At 61.6% G+C, this 15,528-nt stretch carries 15 protein-coding genes and 1 riboswitch; of the genes, 5 read left to right on the top strand and 10 right to left on the bottom strand.

All coding sequences use genetic code 11. The annotated features are described in order from the left end of the window. Window positions 1–12: 12 nt before the first annotated feature. A riboswitch (TPP riboswitch) is annotated at window positions 13–124 on the top strand. A 46-nt stretch (window positions 125–170) separates the two neighbouring features. After that, window positions 171–1,574, top strand: coding sequence for a phosphomethylpyrimidine synthase ThiC (thiC, locus tag KQ296_RS03155; RefSeq protein ID WP_011932122.1), 1,404 nt, complete (start codon window positions 171–173; stop codon window positions 1,572–1,574). A 26-nt stretch (window positions 1,575–1,600) separates the two neighbouring features. Here thiC and KQ296_RS03150 read toward each other — a convergent pair whose 3' ends face one another. From KQ296_RS03150 to acpP, 7 genes are read right to left on the bottom strand one after another with little or no spacing between them, the layout of a single operon-like run. Continuing rightward, a complete protein-coding gene (locus tag KQ296_RS03150; protein WP_011932123.1) occupies window positions 1,601–3,592 on the bottom strand; it encodes a hypothetical protein in 1,992 nt (663 codons plus the stop codon). 4 nt (window positions 3,593–3,596) lie between these two features. Beyond that, window positions 3,597–4,538, bottom strand: a complete 942-nt coding sequence (locus tag KQ296_RS03145; protein ID WP_011932124.1) for a UDP-glucuronic acid decarboxylase family protein — start codon at window positions 4,536–4,538, stop codon at window positions 3,597–3,599. Window positions 4,539–4,544: 6 nt separating this feature from the next. Then, window positions 4,545–5,237 (bottom strand): glycosyltransferase family 2 protein, encoded by a 693-nt coding sequence (locus tag KQ296_RS03140; RefSeq protein WP_011932125.1) that lies wholly within the window; start codon window positions 5,235–5,237, stop codon window positions 4,545–4,547. Beyond that, entirely contained in the window at window positions 5,237–5,734 is a 498-nt protein-coding gene (locus tag KQ296_RS03135; RefSeq protein WP_259726328.1) for a GtrA family protein, read from the bottom strand. The genes KQ296_RS03140 and KQ296_RS03135 overlap by 1 nt, the downstream gene beginning before the upstream one ends. A gap of 4 nt (window positions 5,735–5,738) precedes the next feature. Then, entirely contained in the window at window positions 5,739–7,748 is a 2,010-nt protein-coding gene (gene tkt / locus KQ296_RS03130; RefSeq protein ID WP_011932127.1) for a transketolase, read from the bottom strand. Window positions 7,749–7,798: 50 nt separating this feature from the next. Further along, window positions 7,799–9,046: a beta-ketoacyl-ACP synthase II gene (gene fabF, locus KQ296_RS03125; RefSeq protein ID WP_011932128.1), complete on the bottom strand. Its 1,248-nt coding sequence runs from the start codon at window positions 9,044–9,046 to the stop codon at window positions 7,799–7,801. Between the two features lie 11 nt (window positions 9,047–9,057). Then, entirely contained in the window at window positions 9,058–9,300 is a 243-nt protein-coding gene (gene acpP, locus KQ296_RS03120; RefSeq protein WP_007099572.1) for an acyl carrier protein, read from the bottom strand. A gap of 151 nt (window positions 9,301–9,451) precedes the next feature. Between acpP and psaC the strand changes: the two genes are divergently transcribed. Further along, window positions 9,452–9,697, top strand: a complete 246-nt coding sequence (psaC, locus tag KQ296_RS03115) for a photosystem I iron-sulfur center protein PsaC (protein WP_006042515.1) — start codon at window positions 9,452–9,454, stop codon at window positions 9,695–9,697. A gap of 82 nt (window positions 9,698–9,779) precedes the next feature. Next, the gene (gene glmS / locus KQ296_RS03110) at window positions 9,780–11,666 is read left to right on the top strand and encodes a glutamine--fructose-6-phosphate transaminase (isomerizing) (protein WP_011932129.1); all 1,887 of its coding nucleotides are present in this window, start codon (window positions 9,780–9,782) and stop codon (window positions 11,664–11,666) included. On the opposite strand, the gene KQ296_RS03105 is transcribed toward glmS, so the two are convergent. Continuing rightward, on the bottom strand, window positions 11,653–13,119 hold the full coding sequence (locus KQ296_RS03105; RefSeq protein WP_011932130.1) for a mannose-1-phosphate guanylyltransferase/mannose-6-phosphate isomerase: 1,467 nt from the start codon (window positions 13,117–13,119) through the stop codon (window positions 11,653–11,655). The two genes, glmS and KQ296_RS03105, sit on opposite strands and share 14 nt — an antisense overlap. A 78-nt stretch (window positions 13,120–13,197) precedes the next feature. Next, window positions 13,198–13,725 carry a ribosome maturation factor RimM gene (gene rimM, locus KQ296_RS03100; RefSeq protein ID WP_011932131.1) on the bottom strand — a complete coding sequence of 176 codons (528 nt, stop codon included), beginning with the start codon at window positions 13,723–13,725 and terminating at the stop codon, window positions 13,198–13,200. 68 nt (window positions 13,726–13,793) lie between these two features. Here rimM and KQ296_RS03095 point away from each other — a divergent pair, with 68 nt between their 5' ends. Together KQ296_RS03095 and KQ296_RS03090 are read left to right on the top strand one after the other, a co-directional pair. Next, window positions 13,794–13,976: an NAD(P)H dehydrogenase subunit NdhS gene (locus KQ296_RS03095; protein WP_011932132.1), complete on the top strand. Its 183-nt coding sequence runs from the start codon at window positions 13,794–13,796 to the stop codon at window positions 13,974–13,976. A 5-nt stretch (window positions 13,977–13,981) separates the two neighbouring features. Continuing rightward, window positions 13,982–14,803, top strand: coding sequence for an ion transporter (locus KQ296_RS03090; RefSeq protein ID WP_011932133.1), 822 nt, complete (start codon window positions 13,982–13,984; stop codon window positions 14,801–14,803). Here the strand turns inward: KQ296_RS03090 and KQ296_RS03085 are convergent. Beyond that, the gene (locus KQ296_RS03085; RefSeq protein WP_011932134.1) at window positions 14,800–15,522 is read right to left on the bottom strand and encodes a ribonuclease III family protein; all 723 of its coding nucleotides are present in this window, start codon (window positions 15,520–15,522) and stop codon (window positions 14,800–14,802) included. The genes KQ296_RS03090 and KQ296_RS03085 overlap by 4 nt on opposite strands. Window positions 15,523–15,528 lie beyond the last annotated feature (6 nt).

The following is a 15,528-nucleotide window of genomic DNA, read 5'->3' as shown; positions in this document are numbered from 1 at the left end:
TTGCTACCTTTTGGAGACCACTAGGGGTGCCCGCGGCTGTTTTCTTGAGCGGCCTGGGCTGAGATCACACCCTCCGAACCTGATCCGGATCATGCCGGCGCCAGGGAAGTGAAAGCGCGTGATCTGCGGTTTGTTGGCCGGCTCCTGGCAGTTCTCTCGCTGAACGAATCATGCGCGCTTCCTGGGTTGAGTCCCGCCGCGGACAGGCCAACGTGTCTCAGATGCACTTCGCCCGCCAGGGCGTGGTGACGGAAGAGATGGCCTACGTGGCCAAGCGTGAGAATCTGCCCGAATCGTTGGTGATGGAGGAGGTGGCCCGGGGCCGCATGATCATCCCGGCCAACATCAACCACACCGGTTTGGAGCCGATGGCGATCGGCATCGCCAGCAAGTGCAAGGTGAACGCCAACATCGGCGCCTCCCCCAATGCCTCCGATGCGGCCGAAGAGGTGAACAAACTGAAGTTGGCGGTGAAGTACGGCGCCGACACGGTGATGGACCTCTCCACCGGCGGTGTGAACCTCGATGAGGTGCGCACAGCGATCATTGACGCCTCACCGGTGCCGATCGGCACGGTGCCCGTGTATCAGGCCCTCGAGAGCGTGCACGGCTCGATCGAGAAGCTCGATGAGGACGATTTCCTGCACATCATCGAGAAGCACTGTCAGCAGGGCGTTGATTACCAGACCATCCACGCCGGTTTGCTGATTGAGCACCTGCCTAAGGTGAAGGGGCGTCTCACCGGCATCGTGAGCCGAGGCGGCGGCATCCTGGCCCAATGGATGCTCTATCACCACCGCCAGAACCCCCTGTTCACGCGCTTTGACGACATCTGCGAGATCTTCAAGCGCTACGACTGCACCTTCTCCCTCGGTGATTCCCTGCGCCCTGGCTGCCAGCACGACGCTTCGGATGCGGCCCAGCTGGCTGAGCTCAAGACCCTGGGTGAGCTGACCCGCCGGGCCTGGGCCCACGACGTGCAGGTGATGGTGGAGGGTCCGGGCCACGTGCCCTTGGACCAGATCGAATTCAACGTGAAGAAGCAGATGGAGGAGTGCAGCGAGGCGCCCTTCTACGTGCTGGGTCCCCTGGTCACCGATATCGCCCCCGGTTACGACCACATCACCTCAGCGATCGGTGCGGCGATGGCCGGTTGGCACGGCACGGCGATGCTCTGCTATGTGACTCCCAAGGAGCACCTCGGTCTGCCCAACGCAGAAGACGTGCGCGAAGGCCTGATCGCCTACAAGATCGCGGCCCATGCGGCTGATATTGCCCGCCATCGTCCCGGTGCCCGTGACCGCGACGATGAACTCAGCCGTGCCCGGTACAACTTCGACTGGAACAAGCAGTTTGAGTTGTCACTCGATCCCGAGCGCGCCAAGGAGTATCACGACGAAACCCTGCCGGCCGACATTTACAAGCAGGCCGAGTTCTGCTCGATGTGCGGACCGAAGCACTGCCCGATGCAGACCAAAATCACCGATGAGGATCTCGAGGGTCTCGAAAAGGTTCTTGAGACCAAGAGCGGAGCTGCTGATCTGGCTGGGGTGAAGATGGAGAAGGAGTCTTGATGGTTTTGGAGTGCTGAAAGCGAAGACTATGGCTTCGGGTAGGCCTCCATTGTTTGACTTAGGAATTCACCTGTTTTGCTGTTAACCACCCAGACGTATTGAATTCCTTGTTTGACATTGCGATCGGTGATTAAAACGGTGGACTCGAGGGGGTCTGGCTGACTGATCTGGGTGATTTTGTAGTCACCCCGGTCCGACGCTATGGCGTTGTTGTCTCGAGTGAGGAGAAGCCAGCGTGATTTGTTGGTTTGGTCGTCTGCCTTTAAATAGAGATTGCGATGCTTGGAGCCAAGCGAGAACTCGTTGTTGGTGTAGAGAATGTTCGTCACGTCTTTAATTGTGATCGCAACGATGTCTGCAGGATCCCTGAGTGAGATGTCGCCGTCTGCTGTTCGCGTTGCGACACACCAGCTCTTGGGATTGGTGAGCTCTCGTGTTTCGTGGTGGTCTCGATAACCGGCGCGCTCAATCCATTGGAATGCGTTGTGCCCAGATGGATTGGTGAAGGGCCATTGCTCTCGTGGAAAGTGTCCGCTGTACCCATTGGCTGTGGGGATGCCTGTGCGTCGTTGGGCATGCATCGCCAACACTTGTGCGCGCCATGGCGGTTGATCGCTCCATTGGTACCAGAACACAGAGCACTCGCTGTTGTTCAGCGATGAAGAGAGAGCATTCAGTTCTTTCTTCCACTGCTGTAGCGAGAAGGATGGTTGACCAATGGCCCAGATCCCCGCAAAGCTTCCGGTCATGGCCAGAATCCCAGCCAATGTTGCTTTGGTTTGATTGAGTTTGTGATGCCAGTGTTGCGATGCCAGCGCCAGCGCAGGAGATGCAAAAAGAATGATCATCATGGCAACCCTGCTGGATGCCCTCAGTGAACTTGCCCCGGGCAGGAGCTTGCTGATCAGAGGCCAGGCGCTGAACCCACCCCACGAGAGGCTGAACAGAACCATGGCTGCGATCACCCAAAGCCATGGCCGCAAACCATTCTTTGCAGTTTGGCTCTTGCGGAACGATGTGATAATTGCTGCTGCCAGCAAAATGAGGACGATCCAGCCAGGAAACAGCTCCTGCTCAGCTCCGTAAACCATGGCTGGGGGTGGATTGTCAGGACTCCAGGGTGCTTGCAACAACCAGAAATTGCTGCTGTAGAAGTAGCTCAATGGTTTTGGCAGATTCGTGAGAATTTCCTCGCCAGGCCGTTTTCCGAACGTTTTGAGCGTTTGCAGGTAGGGCCAATAAATGACTAAATTTGTTCCGATAATTGAGGCAAGAGCGAATGCATTTCGGGTTAAGTTTTTACCGTTTTTGATGATCAAATTTTTGATTTTGAGTCGCCTGCCGAGATGGGTCAAAGCGCATATCAATGTGCCATAACACGCGTAGACGCAGATGTAGATATTAAAGAAGCCGATCGCAAGCAACCAGGAAGCCAGGCTTAACCATGATGAGATCGCAAAATCCTCTGTTGGCTCGTGAATCAAGCGGTGGCAGAGACAAAGAATGGGCCCTATGAGGAAGAGGCTGAGAAGTTGTGGATGTCCCAGTTGTTGGATGATGGCGGGACTGAAAGCTGTTACCAGGGCAATCATGCTTATCCAAGTGGCAGCTGCTGTCGGTGCAATCCGCTGTGCCGCCATCCGGATGGAGAGATAGTTGAGGGTGAGCGTGAGGCTCAGCCAGGCCACATAGCTTTGGTAAGGGTCGAGTAAAAACCTGAATGCTCCGTAAAGAACACTTGGTCCCAGTAGGTGATCGCTCCAGGCCAGAGTATTTTTGATTGGCCAGAAAAAGTTAGGTGACCAGTATTGATCCGGGTTGAGAATCGTTGATCCCGTGAAATGTTGGTAAGCGTGCTCTAGGAAATAAAGGTTTAAAAGCGTATCTCCTGCATCTGTTTGGAGTTGTTCCAGGCCACTCGAGACTGTGGGCCACAATGTCATTGTTACTGCGATGGCAGGGATCAGCAGCCAGTGCAGCCCAAAGCAAGCTGCTTGCGTGACTTGTTTGTTGTTCATTGGTTCAGCCTTTGCTCAGGCTTTGCTTGAACCAATCGATCGTGGGTTGCAGTCCGTCTTGAAGGGCAATCTTCGGCTCCCAGCCAAGTTCCTTCCTGGCGAGATCAATGATCGGCTGGCGTTGGAGTGGATCGTCCTGGGGGAGAGGTTTTGTGATCAGTTCGAGCTTGGGATTGATGCGATCGCGCACCAGTTCAGCCAGCTGGCGGATGGTGAACTCACCCGGATTGCCGATATTGATGGGGCCTGTGTGGTTGCCGTTCATCAGGCGGATCATGCCTTCAATCAGATCATCCACATAGCAGAAGGAGCGGGTCTGGCTGCCATCGCCATAGAGAGTGAGGGGTTGTCCTTGCAGCGCTTGAACGATGAAGTTGCTCACCACCCGTCCGTCGTCGGGCAGCATGCGCGGCCCGTAGGTGTTGAAAATGCGCATCACGCGGATTTCCGTGCCATGCATGCGTTGGTAGTCGAAGCAGAGGGTTTCGGCGATGCGTTTGCCTTCGTCGTAACAGCTGCGGATGCCGATGGTGTTCACACATCCGCGGTAACTTTCCGGTTGGGGATGCACTTCTGGATCCCCGTACACCTCGCTGGTGCTGGCCAGAAGTAAACGTGCGCCCACCCGGCGCGCAAGGCCGAGCATGTTGTAAGTGCCAAGAAAGCTTGTCTTGGCCGTTTTGATCGGATTGAACTGGTAGTGCACCGGCGAGGCCGGACAGGCCAGGTGCCAGATGCGGTCCACCTCCAGGCGGATCGGCTCGGTCACATCGTGACGGATCAGTTCAAAGCGAGGATGGCCAATCCATTGGGCAATGTTGCTTTTGCGACCCGTGAAGTAATTGTCAAGACAGATCACCTCTTCCCCGGCGTTCATCAGCCTGTCGGTGAGGTGGGAGCCGAGAAAACCAGCGCCACCAGTGATCAGGTTACGGGTGATGCGCATGGTGCTTCAGCGTTGAGCCCAAAGATTGTATTTGAGAATGCAGTAGATCGCTCTCACGCCATCTTTCCAGCCGATTTTCTTGCCTTCGTCGTAGGTGCGGCCGTAATAAGAAATCCCCACTTCGTAGATGCGCAGATTCATCTTTGCGATTTTGGCCGTGACTTCTGGCTCAAAACCAAAACGGTTTTCGCGAATGTTGATCGCTTGAATCACTTCACGGCGAAACGCCTTGTAGCAGGTCTCCATGTCCGACAAATTCAAATCGGTGAAGAAGTTGCTCATCAATGTGAGCACGCCATTGCCCACGCGGTGCCAGAAGTACACCACGCGATGGGGCCTGCCACTCTGGAAACGGCTGCCGAACACCACATCGGCTTTGCCATCCACAATCGGTTGAATCACGATCGGGAATTCCTGGGGATCGTATTCCAGATCTGCGTCTTGAACGATGCAGATATCGCCGCTGGCCTCCTGGAAGCCCGTGCGCAGTGCAGCGCCCTTGCCTTGGTTCATCTTGTGAAAGATCACCCGCACATCGGGATCCTTCAGTGTGCTCAGGATGTCGCGTGTCCCGTCTCTCGAGCCATCATCCACGATGATGATTTCTTTGTTGGCAACAGGTGACTGTTTGACGGCGTCGATCAACGAGAGGATGGTTGCTGATTCGTTGTAACAAGGGATGATGATGCTCAGTTTCACTACTTGAACACCCAATACTTCTGTGCGCCGAAGGATATCACGGCGAGGCAGGGGATCAGTGCGGCAGCGGCAAGATTTTTCTGAATGCCGACGCCTGCACCTGCCTCAATCCCTGCAGCATTCAGAAGCCACATCACCGTCATCAATAACAAATAGCGAAGCAGCGGTCTGTGATGACGCAGCCCTTTGGCTTTGAAAACAAGTTTTCCGTAAATGGCATATCCGAGGCCGGTGTTGATCGCCTGGCTGATCAAAGTGGCCATGGTGACGGCCACTAGGTTGCTGGCCAGCAGAATCTGCAGCACAGCATTGGTGATCAGCACATTCAGCAGGCCAGCGGCGCCGAAGCGCCGTTTTTGTCCCCGTTTTCTTGCTGATTGCTCACTCTGTTGTGAGCCTGAATCATGAAAAAACCCCTCCTGCACCGCGGCAGAAGGGGCCAGTTGTTGGTCATGCTCTGTGGAACCAGTCGGCTGAGGCTGACGGTTCGAGGGCATGACGTCATCCAAGCAGGGCTTTGGATTTTGCCACAACGTTCTCAACCGTGAAGCCGAACTCCTTGAGGCAGGTTCCACCGGGGGCGGATGCACCGAAGCGGTTCATGGTGACGCTGTCACCATCGAGGCCGATGAAACGGTGCCAGCCGAAGGATTCAGCAGCTTCCACCACCATGCGCTTGCGCACAGCGTTGGGGAGCACTTCTTCCTTGTAGGCGTCGCTTTGCTCATCGAACAGTTCCACGCAGGGCATGGACACCACGCGCACCTTCTTGCCTTCGGCGCTGAGCTGCTTGGCGGCCTGCACGCAGAGGTCGAGCTCGGTGCCGGTGCCGATCAGGATCAGATCGGGGGTGCCTTCGCAGTCTTCGAGCACATAGCCGCCCAGAGCCACCTTGTCGATCGAGGAATTGGCCTGGTTGGCCATGCCCTGACGGCTGAGGCACAGGGCGCTGGGGCGCTTGCGGTTTTGAATCGCCAGCTTGTAGGCACCACTGGTTTCGTTGGCATCGCCAGGACGGAACACCAGCATCCCGGGCATGGCGCGCAGGGAGGGAATGGTCTCGATCGGCTGGTGGGTGGGACCGTCTTCGCCGACGCCGATGGAGTCGTGGGTGAGCACGTAGATCACACCCAGTTCACTTAGGGCCGACAGGCGCATGGAGCCGCGCATGTAGTCGGCGAACACCAGGAAGGTGCCGCCGTAGGGGATCAGGCCGCTGTCGTGATAGGCGATGCCGTTGAGGATGGCCGCCATGGCGTGCTCACGCACACCGAAGTGCAGGTAGCGCTTCTCAGGGGTTTCCGGCTGGTAGGAACCGGTTTCGCCCTTGATGTCGGTGTAGTTGGAGTGGGTGAGGTCGGCGGAGCCACCGATCAGCTCAGGCAGGTTGGGGCCGAGGGCGCCCAGGCAGATCTGGGAGTGCTTGCGGGTGGCCAGACCCTTCTCGTCGGGGCCAGCGGTGGGCAGATCCTTGTCCCAACCCTCGGGCAGTTCACCGCGCAGCATGCGCTCGAACTCAGCCGCTTCAGCGGGGAACTGGGTGCGGTAGGTGGCCAGGGTCTGGTTCCACTCGGCTTCGAGGCTGGCGCCACGCTCGATCGCCTGGCGGAACTGGTCGTAAGCCTCCTGGGGCACTTCGAAGGGGCCGTACTCCCAGCCCAGCTGCTGACGGGTCAGGACGGTTTCGTCTTCACCCAGGGGTGCACCGTGCACGCCGGCGGTGTCGCCCTTGTTGGGGGAGCCGTAGCCGATGGTGGTGGTCACCTTGATGATCGACGGCTTGTCGGTCACGGCCTTGGCGGCTTCGATCGCCTTGGCGATGGCGTCCACATCGGTGTTGCCGTCGGCCACGTGCTGCACATGCCAGCCGTAGGCCTCGTAGCGCTTGAGCACGTCCTCGGTGAAGGACACGTCCGTGCGGCCGTCGATGGTGATGTGGTTGTCGTCGTAGAGGGCGATCAGCTTGCCCAGCTTCAGGTGGCCGGCCAGGGAGCAGGCTTCCGAAGCGATGCCTTCCTGGTTGCAGCCATCCCCCATCACCACATAGGTGTAGTGATCCACGAGGGTGGCGCCGGGCTTGTTGAACTTGGCGGCCAGGTGGGATTCAGCGATCGCCAGACCCACGGCGTTGGAGATGCCGGCGCCCAGGGGGCCGGTGGTTACTTCAACACCAGGAGTTTCAAAGGTTTCGGGGTGGCCGGGCGTCTTGGAGCCCCACTGGCGGAACTGCTTGATGTCGTCGATCGACACTGAGTCGTAGCCGGTGAGGTGCAGCAGCGCGTACAGGAGCATGCAGCCGTGACCCGCCGAGAGCACAAAGCGGTCGCGGTTGAACCACTTGGGGTTCTTGGGGTTGTGCTTGAGAAACTTGTCCCACAGCGCATAACCCAAGGGTGCGCAGCCCATCGGCAGGCCGGGATGGCCGCTCTTGGATTTGTTGATGGCATCGACGGCCAGCATCCGGATGCTGTTGATGCAGAGCGTGTCGAGAGAGGCGGGCGCTGCGACCATGGTGAAAAGTGCGTTGCGGACAGTTTGAAGCAGGGGTGCGGTGTCGCCGCTCACCCCATCGAGCGGAAAGCCAGGCAGACGTTATGACCGCCGAAGCCAAAGGAGTTGGAAAGCACCGTCTCCAGTTTGTGGTCTCGAGCTGTGTTGGGAACGACATCCAGATCACAGTCGGGATCGGGATTGGCGTGGTTGATCGTGGGAGGAACCACGTTGTGCTGCAGTGCCAGCACGCAGGCCACGGCTTCAATCCCGCCGGAGCCACCCAGCAGATGGCCGGTCATCGACTTGGTGGAGCTCACCGGGATCTGCAGGGCACGATCACCGAGAGCGCTCTTGATGGCAGCGGTTTCGTTGCTGTCGTTGGCGGGGGTGCTGGTGCCGTGGGCATTCACGTAATCCACACTCGCCGCTGACACACCACCGTCGTCCAGGGCGAGGCGCATGGCGGCTGCACCACCCACACCCCCCGGTGTGGGCGAGGTGATGTGATGGGCATCGCAGGTGGTGCCGTAGCCGACCACCTCGGCAAGGATGGTGGCACCGCGAGCTTCGGCGTGGCTGAGGGTTTCGAGCACCAGCATGCCGGCTCCTTCGCCGATCACGAAGCCGTCCCGATCGCGGTCGAAGGGGCGGCTGGCCGTGGCCGGGTCATCGTTGCGGAACGACAGCGCTTTGGCACTGGCGAATCCAGCCACCCCCAGGGGGGTGATCGCCGATTCCGCCCCGCCGCAGAGCATGGCGTCGGCCTTGCCCAGCTGGAGCAGGCGGAACGCATCACCGATGGCATTGGATCCCGCGGCACAGGCGGTGGCCACCGCCGAGCTTGGACCCTTGGCACCCACGGCGATCGCCGCCAGACCTGTGGCCATGTTCGGAATCATCATCGGCACGGTGAAGGGGCTCACGCGGCCGGGCCCTTTGCCGTCGAGCACGTGGGCCTGGGTTTCCATCGTGAGCAAACCGCCCACGCCCGACCCGATGATGATGCCGATGCGCTCAGCGTTATCTGGAGTGATCTCCAGGCCGGAATCAGCCAGAGCCTGTTGGGCTGCCACCACACCGAATTTGCTGAAGCGATCCCAGCGCTTGGCGTCTTTGGGCTCAATGAACCCCGTTGGATCGAATGCCTTCACTTCCGCGGCAAAGCGGCAAGCGTGTGCAGACGCGTCGAACAGGGTGATGCCTGCGACGCCGTTGCGGCCGGACGTGAGCCCGTCCCAGTAGTCGGCAACGCTGTTGCCGATCGGTGTCACCGCGCCAAGGCCGGTGACCACGACGCGTTGGAGACCCTCCACCATGCTGCGGAACCTCAGGCCTGCTTGTCTTCGATGTACTTAACGGCGTCACCGACGGTGGTGATGCCTTCGGCGGCTTCGTCGGGAATTTCGATGTCGAACGCTTCTTCCAGGGCCATCACCAGCTCGACGGTGTCGAGAGAGTCGGCGCCCAGATCGTTCTGAAAATTGGACTCCGGCTTGACTTCACCGGCGTCGACGCTGAGCTGCTCCGCCACGATCGAACGGACTTTTTCGAGGATTGCTTCCTGAGACATGGCCGTGAAGACGGGACGCCGCATCTTACGGGCTGACGCCGGCCGCACCAGTCACGGGCGTTAACAACAGTGACGGCGAAGCGCGAGCACGATCTCAGAGGCGGTTGTGGCGGGTACGTTGACGCCAAGTCAATTGCACCGAGACGGGCTCATGTCCCACGCCGTCAAGATCTACGACACCTGCATCGGCTGCACCCAGTGCGTGCGTGCCTGCCCTCTCGATGTGCTCGAGATGGTGCCCTGGGATGGCTGCAAGGCCGGTCAGATCGCGTCCTCTCCCCGCACCGAGGATTGCGTGGGCTGCAAGCGCTGCGAAACCGCCTGCCCCACCGACTTCCTCAGCATCCGCGTGTACCTCGGTGATGAAACCAGCCGCAGCATGGGCCTGTCGTACTGATCGTTTCAACGCTTGGTGCGTTTCACAGTTTTTTCTGCTCCACAACCCATAAGCTCAGCCCGGCAGTGCCGGGCTTTTTTGTATGTGCGGAATCGTTGCGGTGATCGGTTCCCGGGATGCGGCACCCCTGCTGCTCGAGGGTCTTCGCCAACTGGAATATCGCGGCTACGACTCCGCCGGCGTGGCCACGGTGGAGTCGGGGCAGCTGCATTGCATCCGCGCCAAGGGCAAGCTGGTGAATCTGTCGGCCCGGGTGGAGCGCGACGGTGCCCCGGGCTTGGTGGGCATCGGCCACACCCGCTGGGCCACCCATGGCAAGCCTGAGGAGCACAACGCCCATCCCCATCGCGATGGCAGCGGTGCCGTGGCCGTGGTGCAGAACGGCATCATCGAAAACCACCGAGCGCTGCGCGAAGAGCTCAGCGCCAACGGTGTGACCTTCCTCTCGGACACCGACACCGAGGTGATCCCCCACCTGGTGGCTGCTGAATTGGCACGCTTGCAGGCCGCTGGCCGCGCTGCCGATGGCGCGCTGCTGCTGGAAGCCGTGCAAGCGGTGCTGCCCCGCCTGCAGGGGGCCTATGCCCTGGCCGTGCTCTGGGCGGAGGTGCCCGGAGCGCTGGTGGTGGCCCGCAAGGCGGCTCCCCTGCTGATCGGTTTGGGCGAGGGGGAGTTTCTCTGCGCCAGCGATACGCCCGCTCTGGCCGGTTTCACGCGCACGATTCTGCCCATGGAGGATGGGGAGGTGGCCCTGCTCGGTCCCTTGGGGATCGAGCTCTACGACGCCAGCGGGGCACGCCAACAGCGCAGCCCCTCCCTGCTCAGCGGCCAGGAGCATGTGGCCGACAAGCGGCATTTCCGCCACTTCATGCTCAAGGAAATCCACGAGCAGCCCGAGACTGCCCGGCTCTGGGTGGAGCGCCATCTGCCGAAGGGGTTACCGGCGCAGCAACCGGTGGCCTTGCCCTTCGACGACGCCTTTTACAGCGGCATCGAACGCATTCAGATCCTGGCCTGCGGCACCAGTCGCCATGCCGCTCTGGTGGGGGCCTACCTGCTGGAGCAGTTCGCCGGTGTCCCCACCAGCGTGGATTACGCCAGTGAATTCCGTTATGCGCCGCCGCCGCTGGCGCCCAACACCCTCACCATCGGTGTCACCCAGTCGGGTGAAACGGCCGACACGCTCGCGGCCCTGGCCATGGATGTGCAGCGCCGCCAGGGCCATGGCGATCCCGCCTTTGCCCCCCGGCAGCTGGGGGTGACCAACCGGCCGGAGAGTTCCCTGGCTCGGCAGGTGCCCCACATCCTCGACATCGGTGCCGGCATCGAGGTGGGCGTGGCGGCCACCAAGACCTTCCTGGGCCAGCTGCTCGCCTTTTATGCCCTGGCCCTGGCCTTTGCCGCCCGCCGCCACAGCCGCAGTGAGGCGGAACTTGCCGGCTTGATCAGCGAACTCCGCGGCCTGCCCGAGCAGCTCAGTGCCTTGGTGGAGCAGCACGATCAGCGCTCAGAAGCGATGGCGCACCGGTTTGCCGACACCCAGGATGTGATTTTCCTGGGGCGCGGCATCAACTACCCGATCGCCCTGGAAGGGGCGCTCAAGCTCAAGGAGATCAGCTACATCCACGCCGAGGGCTATCCGGCCGGCGAGATGAAGCATGGGCCGATCGCGTTGCTCGACGCCCGGGTGCCGGTGGTGTCGATCGCTGTGCCCGGGGTGGTGTTCGAGAAAGTGCTCAGCAATGCCCAGGAAGCCAAGGCTCGCGATGCCCAGCTGATCGGGGTGGCCCCCGAAGGTCCGGACACGGATCTGTTTGATGAGCTACTGCCCGTGCCGGCGGTGAGCGAGTGGATCAGCCCCCTGCTCACCGTGGTGCCCATGCAGATGCTGAGTTATCACATCGCGGCCCATCGGGGCCTGGATGTGGATCAGCCCCGCAACCTGGCCAAGAGCGTCACTGTGGAGTGAGGGCGGCTCGTGCGGCCGCATCGCTGCGGCCGTACACATCGTCGAAGCGCACGATGTCGTCTTCACCCAGATAAGCGCCGCTCTGCACTTCGATCAGTTCCACCGGGATGCGGCCGGGGTTGGTGAGCCGGTGCCGGCAACCGAGGGGGATGTAGGTGCTCTGGTTTTCGCCGATTAGCTGCTGGTCACCATCGCGTTCCACCAAGGCTGTGCCCTTCACCACGATCCAATGTTCGGCGCGGTGGTGGTGCATCTGCAGCGAGAGGCTGGCGCCGGGTTTCACGGAGATGCGCTTCACCTGCCAGCGGCTGTCTTCCACCACACCGGTGTAATGGCCCCAGGGACGGTAGATCTTGCGATGGGCCTTGCCTTCTGGGCTGCCGTCGGCCTCCAGCTGCTTCACGATCGTCTTCACGTTCTGGGCCTGGCTGCGATCGGCAATCAGCACGGCGTCGTCGGTTTCCACCACCACCAGGTTCTCCACGCCCAGGCCCACCACCAGGCGGTGTTCGCTGCGCAGATAGCAGTTGCGGCTGCCCTCGCTGATCACGCGGCCGCGCAGAACGTTGCCGTCGTCATCGCGATCGGCGGTATCCCACAGGGCACTCCAGCTGCCCACATCACTCCAGCCGGCGGCCAGGGGAAGCACGCTGCCCAGCTCGGTTTTCTCCATCACGGCCACGTCGATGGCCACACTCGGGCACTTGGCGAAGGCTTCCCGCTCCAAGCGCAGGAAATCCAGATCGGCCACGTCCTGTTCCAAGGCGGCGCGGCAGCAGCTCACCACCTCCGGTGCCAGACGCTCGAGTTCGGCCAGCATGGCGCTGGCTTTGAACAGGAACATGCCGCTGTTCCAGGTGAAGCGGCCACTGGCGAGGAACTGCTCGGCTGTGGCGCGGTCGGGCTTCTCCACAAAGCGGGCAATGGGCACGGGGGTGAGGGCCCCAGGCTGCAGCGGTTCGGCGGCTTCGATGTAGCCGTAGCCCGTTTCCGGTGCGGTGGGCACGATGCCGAAGGTCACCAGGCGCCCTGCCTCGGCGGCGCTGCGTCCGGCAGCGATGGCCGCGCGGAAATGCTCTCCATCTCGGATCACATGGTCGGCGGCCAGCACCAGCAGCAGGGGATCCTCACCGCGGGCCGTGGCCTGGAGAGCGGCCACCGCTACAGCCGGGGCGGTGTTGCGGCCCATGGGCTCCAGCAGGATCGCGCCAGGTTCCACCTCGATCTGGCGCATCTGCTCGGCCACGATGAAGCGGTGGTCGTCGTTGCAGATCAACAGCGGCGGCGCCAGGCCTTCCAGCCCATCCAGGCGCTGCTGGGTCTGCTGCAACAGGGTTTCATCGCCGCTGCCGCCAAGGGGCCAGTACTGCTTGGGATAGCTGGCGCGGGAGAGGGGCCAGAGGCGTGTGCCGGTGCCGCCGCAGAGGATCACCGGAATCAGAGGGGTGGTCACTGGGGGCGCGTGACGAAGTGCCGGTGATTGTCGCGCAGGTGCTCTGTGGCTGTCACCTGTGTTGTCACCGGACTGGACTCAGAGCTCGAGCAGGCCTGGCGGTGGGGTGAGCCGCAACCAGCCCTGCTCCAGATGCACGTCGGGCACGATCGCCTCCACGAAGGGGATCATCAGGGTGCGGCCGTCGGGGCGTTCCAGCACCAGCAGGTCGTTGCCGCCGCTGATCAGATCCTTCACGGTGCCGATGGCGTCCCCATCGGCGCTCAACCGGGCTTCCAGACCCACCAGATCCAGCAGGTGAAATTCCCCCTCCGCCAGCTCGGGGCGGTCATCGGCGGGCACCATCAGGGTTTGGCCCACCAAGGCTTCGGCCGCGTCGCGGCTCTCCACTCCGGCAAAGCGCACCACAAACACACTCTTGCCGGGCAGCTGCCGGCCGCTGGTTAATTCAATTTCTCGCGGTGCCTGGCCGCGCGCTTTGAGCCAGCGGCTGCCGGGCTCGGTGAACCGCTCAGGGAAGTCGCTCGCTGGGTTCACGCGCAGCTCGCCTTTCAGCCCCTGAACGGCCACCACCTTGCCCACCGGCAGCCAGTCGTCAGCAGTCATGGGAGCAGAAGCAGTCGACACGTCATCATCCTTGCGCGCAATACTTAGGGCCTGATCGTTCCCTTGCTATGGCATCTGCTGCTCCGATTCTTCCCGGCGCCACGGTGACGGTGGTGGATCAGCGTTCGATCTATAACGGCTACACCGGCTTTGTGCAGCGCATCAGTGGCGACCGGGCGGCTGTGCTGTTTGAAGGCGGCAACTGGGACAAGCTCGTGACCCTGCGCCTGCGCGACCTCAGCGCCGACTGACAGCCATGGAGCTCGCCCTGCGTCAGCGGCTACGGCGGGTTGTGCTCGACTCCGACACCCGTGCGGGCCGGATCTACAACCTGGTGATCTTCGGGACGATCCTGCTCAGCGTCGCCGGTTTGTTGGTCGAGCCCCATCCGATGCGGGCGGCTGCGCCCGGTGAAATCCCGGTCTGGGTGGATGAACTCGAGCGGGGCTGCCTGCTGGTGTTCATGGCCGATTACCTGCTGCACCTGTGGGTGTCGCCGAAGCCGCTGGTGTATGCCCGCAGTTTCTTTGGGCTGATCGACCTCTCGGCGGTGCTGTTCTTCTTTGTGCCCCAGATCAACAGCGGCCTGATCCTCTGGGTGTTCAAGTTCGGTCGGGTGTTGCGGGTGTTCAAGCTGCTGCGCTTCATGGATGAGGCCCAGCTGCTGGGCCGGGCGCTCAAGGCCAGTGCCCGTCGCATCGGCGTGTTCCTGTTTTTCGTGGTGCTCGCCCAGGTGGTGCTCGGCTACCTGATGGTGGTGATTGAAAGCAACCATCCCAACACCCAGTTCCAGACCGTGGGCCAGGGGGTGTACTGGGCGATCGTGACCATGACCACCGTGGGCTACGGCGATTTCGTGCCCCAGACCGTGCTCGGTCAGGTGCTGGCGGCGGTGGTGATGCTGCTGGGTTTCGGGATCATTGCCATCCCCACCGGCATCGTCACCGTGGAAACGATGCAGCAGGTGCGCCACGACCAGCGCGTTTGCACCAATTGCAGCCATGCCGATCACCGTCGCGAGGCCTCCCATTGCGATCGCTGCGGGGCGCTGTTGCCCGCGCGTGCTGGCGAGGCCTAGGCACGATCTGTGCTGGATGCTTTGAGCTGCGCCATCAAGGCTTCTGCTGCTTGCTGTTCGGCCTCGCGCCGCGACCCACCCCAGCCTGCGGCAGAGAGATCCGGCGGCAGGGTCACAGAAGCCTGAAAGCGCTTCGGGTCGCCGTGGCTCTGGCTCACTTCGCTGCAGCTGTATCGGGGCAGACCCAGCCCCTGGCCCTGGCTCCATTCCTGTAGGGCTGATTTGCTGTTGCCGCGGTAGGGATCGGCGAGCACCGCTTCGGCGCTGGTCTGCCAATGGGGCGTCAGCCAGGCCTGCACCGTTTGCAGCCCGGCAATCCGGTACACCGCGCCGATCAGCGCCTCACTGAGCTCAGCGCGGATGGTGGCGGCTGCGCTGGGATCACCGCTGGCCTTGGGGCCGATGCGCCACCACTGGGCGATGGCGATCGCTTCCCCCAGCTGGGCCAGCCAGCGATCACTCACCAGCTGGGCCCGCAGGCTGGAGCGCTCCCCCACCGGCATCTGGGGATAGGCCGTTGCAATGAATTCACTGGCTGCCAGGCGCAACACCGCATCACCGAGAAACTCCAGCTGCTCGTGGTGGGGATTCAGACCGCTGGAGGTGTGGGTGAGGGCTTCATTCAGGCAGTCGAACTCTGCGCGTTGCAGCCGCTCAGGATTGTTCCCAAGTTCGATCCAGAGCAAACGCAGTTGTTGATCGCGGTTGGCTTCCTGCATCACAGT

This window comes from Synechococcus sp. CS-197 (assembly GCF_025128215.1).
GTDB lineage: Bacteria > Cyanobacteriota > Cyanobacteriia > PCC-6307 > Cyanobiaceae > Synechococcus_C.
Note: the sequence above shows the minus strand (reverse complement) of the source record. Positions and strands in the feature narration are given on the sequence as shown.